This is a genomic window from Chryseobacterium sp. HNCC26DJ238 (assembly GCF_057180465.1).
Map to the genome: position 1 here is coordinate 1 of NZ_JBXUGI010000031.1, position 16,130 is coordinate 16,130.

13 protein-coding genes are annotated in these 16,130 nt (G+C 37.1%); 5 read left to right on the forward strand and 8 right to left on the reverse strand.

Going from position 1 to position 16,130, the window contains the following annotated elements:
* Window positions 1-60: 60 nt before the first annotated feature.
* From gap to AC2A07_RS19150, 4 genes are all read right to left on the reverse strand, one after another.
* On the reverse strand, window positions 61-1,071 hold the full coding sequence (gene gap, locus AC2A07_RS19135; protein WP_314495103.1) for a type I glyceraldehyde-3-phosphate dehydrogenase: 1,011 nt from the start codon (window positions 1,069-1,071) through the stop codon (window positions 61-63).
* A gap of 32 nt (window positions 1,072-1,103) precedes the next feature.
* The gene (pfkA, locus tag AC2A07_RS19140; protein WP_484051711.1) at window positions 1,104-2,090 is read right to left on the reverse strand and encodes a 6-phosphofructokinase; all 987 of its coding nucleotides are present in this window, start codon (window positions 2,088-2,090) and stop codon (window positions 1,104-1,106) included.
* A gap of 227 nt (window positions 2,091-2,317) precedes the next feature.
* Window positions 2,318-3,079, reverse strand: a complete 762-nt coding sequence (locus AC2A07_RS19145; protein ID WP_484051712.1) for a TIGR03915 family putative DNA repair protein — start codon at window positions 3,077-3,079, stop codon at window positions 2,318-2,320.
* A 352-nt stretch (window positions 3,080-3,431) separates the two neighbouring features.
* Window positions 3,432-4,691, reverse strand: coding sequence for a putative DNA modification/repair radical SAM protein (locus AC2A07_RS19150; protein WP_484051713.1), 1,260 nt, complete (start codon window positions 4,689-4,691; stop codon window positions 3,432-3,434).
* Between the two features lie 262 nt (window positions 4,692-4,953).
* On the opposite strand from AC2A07_RS19150, the gene AC2A07_RS19155 reads away from it, so the two are divergent.
* From AC2A07_RS19155 to AC2A07_RS19170, 4 genes are all read left to right on the forward strand, one after another.
* Window positions 4,954-6,282 (forward strand): hydroxymethylglutaryl-CoA reductase, degradative, encoded by a 1,329-nt coding sequence (locus AC2A07_RS19155; RefSeq protein WP_484051714.1) that lies wholly within the window; start codon window positions 4,954-4,956, stop codon window positions 6,280-6,282.
* Between the two features lie 166 nt (window positions 6,283-6,448).
* The gene (locus tag AC2A07_RS19160; protein ID WP_484051715.1) at window positions 6,449-7,528 is read left to right on the forward strand and encodes a hypothetical protein; all 1,080 of its coding nucleotides are present in this window, start codon (window positions 6,449-6,451) and stop codon (window positions 7,526-7,528) included.
* A gap of 1 nt (window position 7,529) precedes the next feature.
* Window positions 7,530-7,916, forward strand: coding sequence for a DUF423 domain-containing protein (locus AC2A07_RS19165; protein ID WP_484051716.1), 387 nt, complete (start codon window positions 7,530-7,532; stop codon window positions 7,914-7,916).
* Window positions 7,917-8,126: 210 nt separating this feature from the next.
* On the forward strand, window positions 8,127-9,404 hold the full coding sequence (locus AC2A07_RS19170) for a chloride channel protein (protein ID WP_484051717.1): 1,278 nt from the start codon (window positions 8,127-8,129) through the stop codon (window positions 9,402-9,404).
* A gap of 103 nt (window positions 9,405-9,507) precedes the next feature.
* Here the strand turns inward: AC2A07_RS19170 and AC2A07_RS19175 are convergent, their stop codons facing one another.
* Genes AC2A07_RS19175 through AC2A07_RS19190 form a run of 4 tightly spaced genes read right to left on the reverse strand, consistent with a single transcriptional unit; the run spans window position 9,508 to window position 14,575 of the window.
* The gene (locus AC2A07_RS19175; protein WP_484051718.1) at window positions 9,508-10,908 is read right to left on the reverse strand and encodes a TolC family protein; all 1,401 of its coding nucleotides are present in this window, start codon (window positions 10,906-10,908) and stop codon (window positions 9,508-9,510) included.
* Window positions 10,898-12,211, reverse strand: a complete 1,314-nt coding sequence (locus AC2A07_RS19180; protein WP_484051719.1) for an HlyD family secretion protein — start codon at window positions 12,209-12,211, stop codon at window positions 10,898-10,900. The genes AC2A07_RS19175 and AC2A07_RS19180 overlap by 11 nt, the downstream gene beginning before the upstream one ends.
* A gap of 16 nt (window positions 12,212-12,227) precedes the next feature.
* The gene (locus tag AC2A07_RS19185) at window positions 12,228-13,889 is read right to left on the reverse strand and encodes a peptidase domain-containing ABC transporter (protein ID WP_484051720.1); all 1,662 of its coding nucleotides are present in this window, start codon (window positions 13,887-13,889) and stop codon (window positions 12,228-12,230) included.
* Window positions 13,890-13,897: 8 nt separating this feature from the next.
* Complete coding sequence (locus tag AC2A07_RS19190; protein WP_484051721.1) at window positions 13,898-14,575, reverse strand: TetR/AcrR family transcriptional regulator; 678 nt, start codon at window positions 14,573-14,575, stop codon at window positions 13,898-13,900.
* A 322-nt stretch (window positions 14,576-14,897) separates the two neighbouring features.
* Here AC2A07_RS19190 and sucC point away from each other — a divergent pair, with 322 nt between their 5' ends.
* The gene (gene sucC, locus AC2A07_RS19195; protein WP_314495123.1) at window positions 14,898-16,088 is read left to right on the forward strand and encodes an ADP-forming succinate--CoA ligase subunit beta; all 1,191 of its coding nucleotides are present in this window, start codon (window positions 14,898-14,900) and stop codon (window positions 16,086-16,088) included.
* Window positions 16,089-16,130: the final 42 nt, after the last annotated feature.

The following is a 16,130-nucleotide window of genomic DNA, read 5'->3' on the forward strand; positions in this document are numbered from 1 at the left end:
CCCTATAACAAAAAAACCTTCCAGCTTTGGAAGGTTTTATTATATAGAGCTGAGTGCTTATTATTTAGATAAAGAAGAAGCGTGGATCAGCATATCAACTAACTTGTTTGAATATCCCATTTCGTTATCATACCACGAAACCAGTTTAACAAAGTTAGGAGAAAGCATAATACCGGCATCTTTATCGAAGATTGAAGTTCTTTTATCACCAACGAAATCCTGAGAAACCACCGCATCTTCAGTATATCCTAAAATACCTTTCAATTCACCCTCTGATGCAGCTTTGATTGCAGCACAGATCTCATCGTAAGAAGTTGCTTTTTCCAGTCTTACCGTAAGGTCAACGACAGAAACATCAACAGTCGGTACTCTGAAAGACATCCCTGTTAATTTTCCGTTTAATGAAGGAATTACTTTTCCTACTGCTTTCGCAGCACCTGTAGAAGAAGGTATAATATTGTTTAATGCAGCTCTACCACCTCTCCAGTCTTTTGCTGAAGGACCGTCAACCGTTTTTTGGGTCGCAGTTGTAGCGTGTACAGTCGTCATCAGACCTTCTACAATTCCGAAGTTATCGTGAATTACTTTAGCTAAAGGAGCAAGACAGTTGGTCGTACAAGATGCGTTTGATAAAATTTTGATATCATCTGTAAGATCAGTGTGATTAACCCCCATTACAAACATTGGAGTGTCATCTTTAGAAGGAGCAGATAGAATCACTTTTTTTGCTCCGGCATTGATATGCGCAGCAGCACTTTCTTTATCTAAAAACAAACCTGTAGATTCTACGATATATTCAGCACCGATTTCGTTCCACTTTAGGTTATTCGGGTCTCTTTCAGCAGTAACTCTGATTTTTTTACCGTTTACCACAAGATCATTTCCTTCAACAGAAACTTCTCCCGGGAAAACTCCATGTACAGAATCGTATTTTAACATGTAAGCCATGTATTCTGCATTGATAAGGTCATTGATCCCTACAACCTCAATGTTGTCTCTTTCAGTCATAGCTCTGAAAACAAGACGACCGATTCTACCAAACCCGTTAATACCTACTTTAATTGTTGACATAATTGTTTTGATTTATTAAATTATATAAAATATTAGATTGCTAAAATTTCTGAAATCAGTAAAAGGTCTTTATTGATCTCGTTATGTTTTTTAATGGCATCTTCGATCGGAGTGTAAACAATTTCATTGGACCGCATTCCTGCCATCACATTGTTTTCTCCTATCATCAGTCCGGTAACTGCACCAAACCCAAGCCTGCTCGCAAGAACCCTGTCGGCACAGCTTGGTGAACCTCCTCTCTGAATATGACCTAAAATGGCCACGCGGATATCGTATTCAGGAAATTCTTTTTTGGTCTGCTCCGCCAGCTCGTAGATGTTTGCCAGCTTTTCACCTTCAGCTACCACAACGATACTGGAAGCCTTCCCTGTTTTTTCAGCGTTTCTGAAGTTGGTAAACAATTCATCCATGCTGTCCTTCTTTTCAGGAATCAGAATATCAAGAGCACCGGTTGCCAATCCGCTGTTTAATGCAATAAACCCAGCATCACGGCCCATTACTTCAACAAAGAAAACCCTGTTGTGCGAAGTTGCCGTATCTCGGATTTTGTCAATAGCATCCATAGCTGTATTCAGAGCTGTATCGAAACCAATTGTGTTATCCGTCCCGAATATATCGTTATCAATAGTTCCGGGAACACCGATGACACGGATTCCAAATTCTTCATTGAAAATCTTTGCTCCGGTAAACGTTCCGTCACCACCGATACAGACCAAACCGTCAATTCCGTATTTTACACAATTGTCATAGGCTTTCTGACGGCCTTCTTTAGTTCTGAATTCTTTGGATCTGGCAGATTTTAGAATCGTTCCACCCTGATTGATTATATTTTTTACAGAACGGGGACCCATTTTCAGGAAATCATTATTAATAAGACCATTGTAGCCTTCTCTCACCCCGTAACATTCGATATCGTAATAATTTGCAGTTCTTACCACTGCCCTTAATGCTGCGTTCATCCCCGGAGAGTCACCTCCCGAGGTAAGAACTGCAATTTTTTTCACAGCACTCTCTTTCATTTATTTAAAAATTTCAAACACAAATCTACAAAAACAAGTTCAGATAACGGCAGTATCTCTATAATAAGTTTTGATCAGCAGAATTCAGAAAGCATTACATTTTTGATCTCGAAAACTGCAGATTTTATATTTTCATCCTGAGATTTTATCATTAAAAAAATTTCTTTCTTAATCATCAAACAGGCAGTGTTGAGATTTTATTTAAATTTCTGATGCTTACAGTAAACTTAATGTTTTTCAGTCAGATACTTCCAGTACCTTTTAGGAACGTGCTGAATATGAAGTTTCAGATTTTTCCTTTCCACAATATTGGTCTTGGTAAAATACCTTTGCCAGAGCGTCTGGTAATTTTTCTCTTCATCATGAAATTTCTGCTGATATCTGTTGAGGTCAATTTTTTCTTCGGGATAGAAAAAATCACACGTTTGAAGATCATACAGGATTCCGTAATTTCTTTTGAGATCATAGATCATCCATTTCTGATCCTGATAGCGGTCTTTAAAATGTTTTCGGATCAGCGGCAACACATTGAAATCCGGATCGATTTTAGCGAAGAACACCTCATCCTGCATTTTCTCAAACCTTACAAAAGCGGTCATCCGATGTCTCTCTCGGCTGATCGATTTTGAAATTTTCGCAATTCTTAAAATATCCTGATCAGCATAATTCTGAAGAATATTTTCTTTGGGATACCGGATTGACTGCCTTACTGCTGAGAGAATGATCTGTTCCAAATCAGATTCTTCGGATAAAAAAACTTTTACCAGTTCATGAACGCCTGATTTACCGATGTTGTCTTCTAATTTATTCAGAACTCTTTCTGATTTATCCTGTTGGGTGATTACTTCATGAATTTCAGCAAAAATATTTTCCTGGTGAAACCTTTCCCTACTTACAATTTCAACATCGGCATACTTATATTCAAAAACTTCAAATATAGCCGTAAAAAGTCCGTCAAAACTTCCGTCATAAAGTATGGTGACTATCATTAGTGTAAAAATTTATCAATGGGATAATGTTCAAGTTTTAATGTGATAATGTAACAGTTTATCAATGGGATAATGTAACAGTTTATTAATTTGATAATGTAATAGTTGCAAATTCATTATAATTTCATTGAGATCTTCAATCAGATAATTTTGGAATACTGAATGATCTTATGCTGATGAAGACGTAAAGCATCCGTAACTAAATGACCTTAATTCTGGAAATCACGGGATTCAATCTGACCCGAAATATAATCTGCTTATTTTTTTGTAATACTCAAATTTATATTGATCTGTTTTTATAAAGTAAAAAATGTCTAAATTCTAGGAAATATGGACGTTTAAGATTACTTTATCAAAACAAAGTTAATTGCTGTGAAAACTGATTCTGAAACTTTGAAGTACTTCCCCCAATGAGAAGTTTTCTGAGATTGATATCCGTCAGATGTCTGAGAAAAACATTTCCCGCATTAAAATCAATAAAATATTTAGCCCTGTTAACCGCTGCACCCAACTTCTTTAAATGATCAATCGTCAAAACCTGAAATCTCCTGGCAGAAACTATTTTTTTTGCGGTCTTCACGCCTATTCCCGGAATCCTGAGAATAACCTGATAGTCTGCTGTCTGAAGATTGACAGGAAACTGATCAAGATGTCTTAGGGCCCAACTCAGTTTCGGATCTACTTCCAGATCAAGAAACGGCATATGGGGATCTAAAATTTCGTCTGCCTTGAATCCATAAAAACGCATCAGCCAATCTGACTGATACAAACGGTTTTCCCGAAGCATAGGCACTTCTGTTGTCAGTGCCGGCAACCTGTTATCTTCAAGTACCGGAACATAACCTGAGTAATACACTCTTTTAAGGTTGTAATTTTTATAAAAGTGATCAGCAACTTTGATGATCTGTAAATCATTTTCATTAGTTGCTCCTACAATCATCTGCGTAGACTGACCTGCCGGGGCAAACTTCGGAACTTTTCTGAAAATCTTCTTTTCTTCTTTATATTGCGTGATTCCGCTTTGAATATATTTCATCGGATTCAGCATATCTTCCCTGTTTTTTTCAGGAGCCAATAATTTTAACCCGCTTTCTGTTGGAATCTCAATGTTGATCGATAAACGGTCTGCATATAACGCAGCTTCCTGCATCAGAAGATCACTCGCCCCCGGAATAGATTTTAAATGAATATAGCCATTAAAATTTTCTTCCAGACGAAGCTTTTTTGCAACACGCACCAGACGCTCCATCGTTGTATCGGCATTTTTAAAAATACCGGAGCTTAAAAATAAACCTTCAATATAATTTCTCCGGTAAAAATTAATCGTTAAATCTACGACTTCTTCCACCGTAAAAGCAGCTCTTTTAATGTCATTTGAACTTCGTGATACACAGTACGCACAATCGTAAATACAGTGATTGGTCAAAAGAACTTTGAGAAGAGAGACACATCGCCCGTCTTCTGTATAGGTATGACAGATTCCGCTCGCAGAATTGTCTCCCAGAGCACCTTTTTTATTCTTCCTCGATCCTCCGCTTGATGAACATGACACATCGTATTTCGCAGCATCAGCGAGGATTTCTAATTTTTCTTTCAGACGGTCAAAATTCATATTTTAAAAAATTTATTATCATTCTTCAAACACATCAGTCAGATCAGGATAAAGTTAAATGTTTAAAAACTTTCAGACTTTTATGGTTAAGATCATTTTTACTATTCAAAAGTAAATCCAATATTGAGATATATCACTCTTTTTTCAATGAACTTATCAACAACAGGCATAAACAAATTTACTATATTTACCATTATTAATTTATGCGTGAAGTCTTAAACGGATGGTAATGCCTTCTTTTATTAAAAAATAACTTACTTATATGAATCATCAACCGGTGGAAGGTTTTTCTAAACTGACCAAACAGGGAAAAATTGACTGGCTTGTCAATGAATATCTCGAAGGAAACTCAGATTATCAGAATATACTTAATCAATACTGGAATGAAAATGCTGATCTTCAGAAACTTCATGATGAGTTTTCTGAAAATACAATTTCCAATTTTTATATGCCCTACGGAATTGCCCCTAATTTTCTGATCGACGGAAAACTGTTGGCTTTACCTATGGCTGTTGAAGAAAGTTCAGTGGTTGCTGCGGCATCAAAAGCTGCAAAATTCTGGATTGATAAAGGAGGCTTCAAAACAACGATTATCAATACGACAAAATTAGGTCACACTCACTTTATCATCAATGTAGAATCTCATAAACTTCAGCATTTCTTTAATTTTAAATTAAAGAAAAAACTTTTTGAAGCTACCGAAAGCATCACTGCCAACATGCGAAATCGCGGCGGCGGAATTTTAGAAATAAAGCTGGTTGACAAAACTGCTGAAATGCCGAACTACTATCAGTTGAAAGCAAGCTTTGACACTGTAGATTCCATGGGTGCGAATTTTATCAATTCCTGTCTTGAACAATTCGGTAAAACTTTAAGGGAACAGATTTCGCTTGATGAAGATTTTACGCAGGAAGAAAAAGATTCCCTGCAGGTGGTGATGAATATCCTTTCCAATTTCACTCCTGACTGTATTGTGAGAGCCGAAGTTTCCTGTAAAATTGACGATTTGAAAGATGACAGCGGAATTTCTAATGAAGAATTTGCCAGAAAATTTAAACAGGCGGTAACGATTGCTGAAATTGAACCCTTCCGTGCGACAACGCACAATAAAGGAATAATGAATGGCGTTGATGCTGTGGTTATTGCAACCGGAAACGATTTCAGAGCAACCGAAGCCTGCGCGCATGCGTACGCAGCAAAAGACGGAAAATATTCTTCATTGACACACTGCACAATTGATAACGGAATTTTCAGATTCTGGATTGATCTTCCCATATCCGTAGGTGTAGTCGGAGGCTTAACGAACCTTCATCCTCTGGTAAAGTTTTCTCTGGCATTATTAGGTAAACCTTCTGCACAGGAATTGATGAGCATCCTGGCTGTTTCAGGTTTGGCTCAGAATTTCGGGGCTCTAAGGTCCCTGGTGACTACAGGAATTCAGAAAGGACATATGAAAATGCATTTGCTTAATATTTTAAACCAAATGGGTGCTACAGAAGAGGAAAAACAGCATTTTGTAACGTATTTTAAAGATAAGACCGTTACACATCATGAAGTCATCAACGAGTTTAACAGATTAAGAGGTCAATAATGCTGCAAATTACAGGATCATTGCTCTTTATTGCCTTCGGATTATTCTTAAAAAACACCAATAATCAGGGCTTTCAGCGGTCACGCAGATTCTCTGTCTTTTTTATTGTCTCAGGGATTCTGACTTTGATCGGTAGTATTATCCTGATGTATCTTAAATCCGGACAATGAAAAAATATTTACTTTTTATCCTGATCTCAACTATTTGTTTTTCACAGCAGAAGAATGTAAGGGTCAGCAATCTGAAACCTCAATCTGAAAATTATAATTTTCCGGTTGTTTCATTTCCTTCAAAACCTTTGATCGAAAATAAAATAAATATATTTTTGCAGGTCAGTGAACTTGAATATATTCCGGGATCAGGAAAAAATCCTTTTCAGCTGGCCTCAACCGCAACCAACTCATATCAGAACTTTGTCTATTTCTATGAATGGAAAAAACTGGAGACACCACAGAATATTTTAAGCCTGTCAATAGATGGTGAAGCCTCAGGAGCTTATCCTGAAGGTTTTTCTGAATGGAAAAATTTTGATTTGCGAACCGGAAATTACATCAATATTCAGGATATTTTTAAACCGGATTCAACCGGTACGATTGAAAAAATAATCAATAAAAATGTCGGTGATAAAATTCAGGGGTTTTTAAATGAAATAAAATCACATTCTGATCATGATCATGATGAAAACGAACAGATCCGTATGTATGAAGAATGCTTGGAATCTGTAAAAGACGGAAAATTAGCTTATACCAAGTTTTTTTTCGGGAAAGACAGATTAACGATTGTGAGAGAACGCTGTTCGAACCATGCGATGCGGGCTTTGGATGATCTGGGAAGTTATGAAATTACATTGCCGTACAAAGATATTCAGCAATATCTGAATGCTTACGGTAAAAATTTATTATCAGAATCTGAGAAACCAGTGAGACAGAACACGGCTGAAAATAAATTATATAAAGGTAAAATTGATCAAAAATACCCTGTCACACTTTTGATAAAACAGATTTATGAAGATGGCTCATTTTCCGCTTTTTACTGGTATGATAAAAATAAAAAACTGATCGAGTGGACAGGCAGTTTAAGAAACAGTCATATTTCGGTAACAGAGAATGATTACCACAGTGAGGAATTAAAAAAATGGATTCCGAAAGCATCTATAGAAGCTGACGTAAAAGGCAATAAAATCGTTGGCACCTGGCAGGATTACCGGACAAAAAAATATTTAAATCTTGAATTAGAAGAATTATAAAATGAAAACAATTACTTTAGTCTTCGGTGCCGCTTACGGCATGTTATCCGTTATTTTGGGTGCTTTCGGAGCACACGCTTTAAAGAAAATATTATCCGTTGAAAGACTGGAAAGTTTTGAAACGGGTGTACGCTATCAGATGTATGCCGCATTCTTTTTATTGATTGCAGGCTACATTTTAAAATTTGACACCTCATCTCAAAAATGGATTTCACTGTTAATGATTGTGGGAACAATTCTTTTTTCTTTCAGTATTTACGGTTTGAGCCTACAGGATTATCTGGGAGTAAATCTGAAATTTTTAGGGCCGATTACGCCGCTTGGGGGATTGTTTATGATTCTGAGCTGGCTGATGCTGATTTTTTATTTTCTGAAGAATAGAATTTGAGATCATTTTTAAATGTAATGAATCTATTAAGATTTATTAAGAAGTTAAGAATAAGCAAGCTTAGCTTTGTTTTAAGCAGAATGTTGTATACATCTATTTGATTTTACCTTTTCCAACCTTCTGCTTTATCTTCCCAATGGTTCAATAAACAATTTCTATCTAAAACAAACACACTTACGAATGATGATCGTAATTTTAAAATAAAGTAAAATGAAAATCAAAAGAAGAAGACGCTTAATACGGACATTTAATCTTTTAGATCAACCCATCAGATTTAACCCGTTTGTATTCAGCCGGACTTTTTTCATGTGGGCAGTAACCGGTCTTGTGGGCGGTATTATCGCAGGACTTTACTGGATTGTTTTAGAACATTTTACAGAATTTTTAATACAGTTTCAAGGTTGGATGGTCATCCCTACCATGGCCATCTGTGGCTTGCTGGCAGGCCTGGTGATTCATTTCATTGGAGACCCCGGGGAGATCCACCTGATCGTCAATAACATCAGGTTCAATAAAGGCAAACTGGATCCCAAGAACAATCCTTCTATGATTTTATCATCCCTTTTCTGCGTGGCATCAGGCGGAAGTCTGGGTCCTGAAGCACCACTCGTTCAGGTTACGGGCTCAACCGGAACCTGGTTGGGGAAAATTTTCAGGCTGAAAGGTGAAGAATTGCGTTCATTAAGCATTGCCGGAATGGCTTCGGGTTTTACCGCTCTGTTTGGCGCACCGCTTGGCGGAAGTCTCTTTTCTCTTGAAATCCTGCATCACCGGCACGCTGTTGAATATTACAAAGCGATTATCCCTGCATTGGTAGCAAGCTGTTTCAGTTATGCAGTCTTTGCACTGATCATTCATTTGGGAATCGGAGCGACATGGGATTTAAAAGCTTACCATTACTCGGGAATTTATGACTTTGCTTATGCTTCCGGATTTGCCGTTTTAGCCACTTTCACCGGCTGGATTTTTATTTTTGTGGTTAAGTTCTTCAAAAAAATATTTGAATACAGAAATTTTCCGATCTATATCAAAACACTGACCGGAGGAATTATTTTAGGAATTATCGCTTACTATTTCCCGCTAACAAGGTATTTTGGACACCACGAAATCAACGAACTGATCAACGGAAACTTTGCCCTCAACTTTTTAATCCTCATCTTAATTTTTAAAATAGTTGCAATTGCCGTTACGGTTACTTCAGGCTGGAGAGGCGGTTTTATTATTCCTTTATTTTTTGTGGGAACTACTTTAGGATTGATCATTCATCAGATTTTTCCTTCCGTAGATACTACTTTAGCCATTGTAAGCTGTATGGCCGGAATTAATGCATGTGTAACCAGAACTCCAATGAGCACGACGATCATTCTGGGAACTTTAACCGGTTTCACCTATTTCGTCCCGATACTGTTTGCGAGCCTGACCGGTTATTTTCTGGCTCCTAAAATTCCTTTTATCGGCTCGCAGTCAGAAAAATTATCTGAGGAATAAATGATATTATCCGAAAAGGTTGTAAAGGACGTCAGGATAATGGTGGTAATTCCGAAAAAACTGATTCGCATGCTGCAAAACCAACAGACAAAAAGATTGCTGACTAAAATTTAAAATTCTCATTCAGCCATTTCAACTTATTATAGCTCTTGAGAAATTTAGCTTTCAGTTCGAAGTTTTTCTCCTGCGCTTCAATGAGTTTATTTTCCCGTGAATTAATAAGGAATAATGAACTTTCACCGTTAAGATAGCGAATCTCTTCTGCATTTAGGAGTTTTTTATAGTTGCTTAAGTTACTGTCTGCCAAATTAATCTGAGATTGATAATTGAGGACTTCATTGATATAGGTTTCTATCTTGGTATTGATTTCCCTGCCTTTCAATTGCAGATCCTGCTGGTTTTGTAAGATCTTGATTTTTGCAATCTGATAATCAGCCCTTGCCTGTCTCAGAAAAACCGGAATTTCAAGCTTGATCCCATACTGAAAGTTATTATCGAACAGCGGGAGATAGTCTGCTCTGTAATTTTCTTTATTAAAAAAATTGTACGTAAAATCTATTTTAGGAAGAAAACTCTGCCATTTCAGTCTTCTTTCACTTTCCAGGATATTTTCTTTCTGAAAATAATACTGCATAGAAGCATTTGCATCAATTCTTTTTTCCCTTACTTCCTGGATGAGAAAATCAAAACCTGCATATCCACTATGATCATTAAGTTCCGTGGAAGGAAAAATCATTTGGGTAAGCGGATAGACCTCCTGTTGGTTTTTCCATAAAAACATCTGTAGATCCTGAGTACTTTTAACATAATTAAGATATGCATCTCTTTCCTGCAGCTGAAAACTCTGAAGCTGCGATGCTGCCTCTACCGTATCTATTGCAGGCCTCTCGCCGTATTCGTATGTTCTTTTTGTCAGTTTAAGTCTCTCCATATTAATCTCAACCGATTTTTTCTGAAGGTCATAAATCTCAAAATTTTTAACCCATTCCCAAAAAGTATTTTCTGCATCCAGAAGAAGCTGATTGGTAAGGATGACCTGCTCTGCCTGTGTCATTTTCAAGGCAAATTTAGCCTGATCAAGTACTGCTCTTCTTTTATCATACAGAAGATTTTTTGCCAGAGGAATGGTTATTCCAAATTGCGCTAGTCCGCCTCTAGTATCGCTGTTATTAAGTTTTTCACCATTCAGGTAGTTATAGCTTCCGTTAAGATCAATCCCATACCATGTAGGAATATCGAGCGCTATGTTTTTTTGCTCATAATACTGCGTTCCGTCTATATTTTTCTCTCCTGCTTTTGCTGAAAGTATGGGATCAAAATTTCCTCTGGCACTGGTAATTTCAGCTTCGCCAATTTTATTCTGAAGCTGGTATTTAAATGCCAGCGGATGATATTGTTTTACGATGGAAAGAAATTCCTGATGAGAAAGTTTTAACGAATCCTGTCCGAAAAAAAAATCTGAAAACAGCACCATCGTGAGAACAGTCAAAATTTTACTTCGCATTTTCATCTGCCTGCGCTTTATTCGTTTTTACTTCATAATAATCAGGTGGGAAACCGTTGATATTTCGCCATAATTCGTACCAGACCGGTACATCATTTAAAATGGCAATTCCCTGTACGCCGGTTCCTATTTTTATTTTCGGCGGCCACTGCTTTTCATTTTTATCCTGAACAATCAGTGCCTTGAAGAGCCCGTTTGCACTGATATTATTTTCTACAGCAATTACTTTTCCTGCAAATGTTCCGTAGCTTGAATTAGGCCACCCCGAAAAAACGATTGCGGGAAATCCGTCAAAAATACACATCACCCGCTGACCTTCTTTCACTAAAGGAAGATCGACAGGCTTTATGTAGATTTCCACAGCATAGTCTACTTTGTCCGGAACAATGGTGGCAATGCTTTCTCCGTCTTTTAAGATTTCACCTATTCCGGCTTTGTTGATCTGCACCACCTGCCCGTCCTGAGAGGCAATGATAAAGTACAAACCCTGTCTTGCCCGGTAGTTGGTAACCTGATTCTGGAGTTTTGCAATTTCACCGTCACTTCCTTCAATCTGACCCATATTCTGAAAACGTTCGCCTTCTATCTTACTCAGTTTTTCGGTATAATCCTGTATGGTGGCATTCTGCTCGATCCCTGTATTTACGATTTCCTGCCGGGTCTGTGCAACTTTGTTTTCAGCAGACGTTTTTTTTGCGGCTGCATTCTGATAAGATGCACTCCTCTGCTGGAACTGGGTAAGGGAGACGAGTCCTTCATCATACATTTTTTTCTGCCTGTTAAATTGATCTTCGCTTAGTTTCAATTCGTTTTCTGCAGCGGAAAGTTCTGCTTCTTCACCGGTCAGTTTATTGTTCAGCTGGCTGATTTTTATAGTAAGCTGATTCAGTTTCAGGTCTCTTGCCGTATTCAGTGCCTGAAACTGGCTGTTAACGGTACCGACTTTCGCTTCATAATAATCTCTGACTCCTTTCTTCGCATCCACCTGCTGCTCAGTCCTCTGTACCAAAAGAGGATCTAAATAATCATCTTTCACCTCAGACAGCTGAAGCAGCGTATCTCCTTTTTTTACAAAATCTCCGTTTTTCACATTCCATTTGATAATTCTTCCGGGGATGGGTGAATTCAGCTGCTGTGGTCTCTGCTCCTGATAGAGTGCACTCACATTACCCTTAACATGGATATTCTGTGTCCAGGGTAAAAAAAGCACTACGAAACCTGCCAGGAAAATGATTAAAAACCATCTTTTAACCTTCGACTTTTCATTGATATGATATATATTTTCGAACGACTGCAATTTCATTTTTTAAAAATTTTTATTAAACAATTTCCAGAGTACCGTGCTGCAGATGAAGATGCTGATCAGCAAGCTGCGTTAGTGTTTGATTCTGAGAAACAATAATGATTGTTGTATTCCTTTTTATTTTATTGAGGTACAGCATCATTTTATTTTTAAATTCATCATTCATACCGTCGAGAGGATCTTCCAGTACAAGAAGCCTTTTGTGCCCCAGTAATGATCTCAAAAGCAGTATTTTCTTTCTTGAGCTAAAGGAAACTTCTGTATCTGTCTCACTTATTTCTGTATCAAATCCTGAGCTGAACTGGCTCGAAATATTATCGATACCGATTTCATCAGCGAGTTCCAAAATACTTTCGGGACTGATGTCTTTATTTCCGAGAATGATATTTTCCTGTACCGTTCCTTTAATGATCGTCATGTCTTCCAGGTAAAGGCCTATCTGCGTTCTAAGCTCAGTTTTATTAATATTTTTCAGAGGGATCTTATCAAAAAGTACAGACCCGGAAGTCGGCTGGTAGAATCCTGCAATCATATTCAGCAACAGTGATTTCCCTGCCCCCAGTTTACCGGATATAACAGTAATTGTATTTTCGGGAATTTTAAAATTAACATTATTTAAAATGTTTTGATGTTCACTGAAAGAGAAGTTCACCTCTTTGAATTCAATCTCTAATCCTTCTTTGTATTCACCTAAAACAATTTCCCCATTGTGCTCCTCCGGCAGATCGGTTACTTTATTCAATTTGGCCAGAGAGGCAATAACATCATAATAACTTTCAAGGCTTACAATGAGTTTTTCTACTGCTGTCATGATGCTTAAGACAACAATCTCTGTGGCTATAAATGCTCCGATGTTCAGTTTCTGATTAACCAAAAGATAGGTTCCGATAACGAGCATCGCTAAAGTAATGATGACTTTAAAAGCAATGATTGTTTTATACTGGATGACCAGAACCCGAAAATGGGAAGTCCTGAAATTAAGATAGCCGACCACCCGCTCATCAACTCCTGAAAGATGCACTTCACTTGTAGAATTGATTTTGAATGTTTTAACTGATGCTGCAATATCTTCAAGCCATGATGCAACCTGATATTTTTTCTCACTTTCTTCGATACTGGACTGGATTCCGCTGTCCATGGTAAATCTGAAAATAATAATAACACAGATAATGACCAAAGCTCCGAAAATCAAAAACCAGGGATGGTAAAATGAGAGCAGAAGAATACCAAAAATAATCTGAATAATAGCTGTTGGGATTTCTAACAGAATTTTTGAAATCCCTTTCTGCAGATTCTGTGTATCAAAAAAACGGTTGACCAATTCCGGAAGATAATATTTTCTTGTTTCACTGAGATTGACTTTCGGAAGTTTTTCTGCAAATGCAAGTGAAAACTCCACAAAAATTTTCTGCTGAATTTTCTCAATAATCTGCATTACTTTTAACCTGAAATATCCTACAAGCCAGGTTCCTATTACGACAAAAATAATTAGAATGTAGATCGAAGTTGCCATCGTTGCTCCCATTACAAAACTTACAATCGACTGTATCCCCAGGGGTACACTCAACTGTACAAGACCATTCAGGATGGCATAAAAATAAATATTGGTAACATCTTTTTTCTCTTTTGTAACGTATTTAAAAAGGTTGTAACCGTGTTCTTTAGAAGTTTTTTCCATAGAATTATTTATTTGAGTAAAGTAAAGGTAATGTGACGTAAATATTTCAATACATATTTTTTGTGTTCCATCTTATCAATATAATTATCGGTAAGTTTTGGCAGATGTTCGCTGAAAAACTGCTGATTGTGAGCTGTCTCAAGTAAAGTACTGGCAAATGACAGGGGAAACTGAAAATCAGGCTTTGCTTCAGAAAGTACAGTACCGCAAAAACTACAAAGACTTTTTAAAGGATTAAAAACCAATTCTCTGTTGATCTCGTCAACTTCTTTTACCAGATAAGATTTGCTGCTTTCGGAGATCACGATAGAATGCAGTTTAGACAAATCATAATCCTCCAGCATACTCTCATAATTATCCTGATGAGTAATGATACTGAGAAGTTTCTCGACTTTTTGCGATGGATCCTGAATCTCTAAAAGCCGGAATTTCGAAATCAGTTCCAGATACGACCAATACCAGTTCAGAATATAGGTGAGTAATTTGTATTTTGACGAAAAGTAGCGGTAAACTGTGGCCTCTGTCGAATTTATTTTATGAGCAAGTTTCCTGAAAGTAAAATTTTCAAAACCGGTCTCACTAATTAATTCTATTGAATTTTTGACAATCGCCTTACCGACATCGCTGCTTTCAGGATCCCGGAGGTATAAGTTTTCACTTACCTTAAATTTGATTTGAAATTCCATTATAAAAATTTAATTCAAAAATTAGCAATACTAACAGCAAAGATATTAAAATTTTTTAATTAATAGCAATACTATCATTTATGATTGTTATGCAATTTTGATTTATTCATTGAGAAAACATTTTAACAATAAAGAATACTTCTGATATATGAAATCATAAAAGAAAATTATTAATAAATAGAACTGTTTTTTGAGATATGATGCAGAAAGATATATTTGAGTATCGCAATCCTTCAAAAGATAGATAAATTACTTTCTAAATCTGTGGTTTTTTAGTAAATTTGTCAACCTTTAAATTTTAAAATAAAATAATAAAAATAATATGAATCTTCACGAGTATCAATCAAAAGAGATTTTATCAAAGTACGGAGTAGCAATACAACGTGGTTTCGTAGCGAATAATGTTGACGAAGCTGTAGCTGCTGCTGAAAAACTTACTGCAGAAACCGGAGCTCAGGCATGGGTAGTAAAAGCACAAATTCACGCAGGTGGCCGTGGTAAAGGAGGCGGTGTAAAGTTTTCTCCGAACATGGATAAACTGAAAGAAAACGCTCAGAACATCATCGGAATGCAGTTGATTACCCCTCAGACTTCTGCTGAAGGTAAATTGGTAAATTCCGTATTGGTAGCAGAGGATGTATATTATCCGGGAGAATCTGAAACCAAAGAATTCTATGTTTCTATTCTTTTGGACAGAGCTGAAGGTAAAAATACAATCGTATATTCTACTGAAGGAGGAATGGATATTGAGCACGTTGCTGAAGTAACTCCGCATTTGATCCACAACGAACTGATCGATCCTACTTTGGGTCTTCAGGGTTTCCAGGCCAGAAAAATCGCCTTCAACTTAGGTCTTGAAGGAAATGCATTCAAAGAATTTACAAAATTCATCACGTCTTTATATAATGCTTATGTAGGAATTGATGCTTCTTTATTCGAAATCAATCCTGTATTAAAAACTTCGGATAACAAAATTATTGCTGTTGATGCTAAAGTAACCCTGGATGGAAACTCACTGTTCCGTCACAAAGATTTAGCTGAATTGAGAGATACAAGAGAAGAAGATCCTTTAGATGTTGAAGCTGGTGAAGCTGGCCTTAACTTCGTAAAGCTTGATGGAAACGTTGCCTGTATGGTTAACGGAGCAGGTCTTGCAATGGCGACTATGGATATCATCAAATTGTCTGGTGGTAACCCGGCAAACTTCCTTGACGTTGGTGGTACTGCTGATGCTGCAAGGGTACAGACTGCTTTTGAAATTATCTTAAGAGATCAGAACGTAAAAGCGATCCTGATCAACATCTTCGGAGGTATTGTAAGATGTGACAGAGTTGCACAAGGTGTTGTAGATGCTTACCACGCTATGGGAAGCCTTCCTGTTCCGTTGATCGTAAGATTACAGGGAACCAATGCTGTAGAAGCTAAAAAATTAATTGACGAGTCCGGACTTCCTGTACACTCTGCAATTACTTTAGAAGAAGCTGCCAACAAAGTAAAAGAAGTTTTAGCTTAATTTTTAAGTTATTTCATTTATATAAAATCCGTTTTCGAAAGA

Coding starts and splice junctions, on each gene's coding strand:
- gap (WP_314495103.1), bottom strand. CDS start 1,071: ATGTCAACAATTAAAGTAGGTATTAACGGGTTTGGTAGAATCGGTCGT.
- pfkA (WP_484051711.1), bottom strand. CDS start 2,090: ATGAAAGAGAGTGCTGTGAAAAAAATTGCAGTTCTTACCTCGGGAGGT.
- AC2A07_RS19145 (WP_484051712.1), bottom strand. CDS start 3,079: ATGATAGTCACCATACTTTATGACGGAAGTTTTGACGGACTTTTTACG.
- AC2A07_RS19150 (WP_484051713.1), bottom strand. CDS start 4,691: ATGAATTTTGACCGTCTGAAAGAAAAATTAGAAATCCTCGCTGATGCT.
- AC2A07_RS19155 (WP_484051714.1), top strand. CDS start 4,954: ATGAATCATCAACCGGTGGAAGGTTTTTCTAAACTGACCAAACAGGGA.
- AC2A07_RS19160 (WP_484051715.1), top strand. CDS start 6,449: ATGAAAAAATATTTACTTTTTATCCTGATCTCAACTATTTGTTTTTCA.
- AC2A07_RS19165 (WP_484051716.1), top strand. CDS start 7,530: ATGAAAACAATTACTTTAGTCTTCGGTGCCGCTTACGGCATGTTATCC.
- AC2A07_RS19170 (WP_484051717.1), top strand. CDS start 8,127: ATGAAAATCAAAAGAAGAAGACGCTTAATACGGACATTTAATCTTTTA.
- AC2A07_RS19175 (WP_484051718.1), bottom strand. CDS start 10,908: ATGCGAAGTAAAATTTTGACTGTTCTCACGATGGTGCTGTTTTCAGAT.
- AC2A07_RS19180 (WP_484051719.1), bottom strand. CDS start 12,211: ATGAAATTGCAGTCGTTCGAAAATATATATCATATCAATGAAAAGTCG.
- AC2A07_RS19185 (WP_484051720.1), bottom strand. CDS start 13,889: ATGGAAAAAACTTCTAAAGAACACGGTTACAACCTTTTTAAATACGTT.
- AC2A07_RS19190 (WP_484051721.1), bottom strand. CDS start 14,575: ATGGAATTTCAAATCAAATTTAAGGTAAGTGAAAACTTATACCTCCGG.
- sucC (WP_314495123.1), top strand. CDS start 14,898: ATGAATCTTCACGAGTATCAATCAAAAGAGATTTTATCAAAGTACGGA.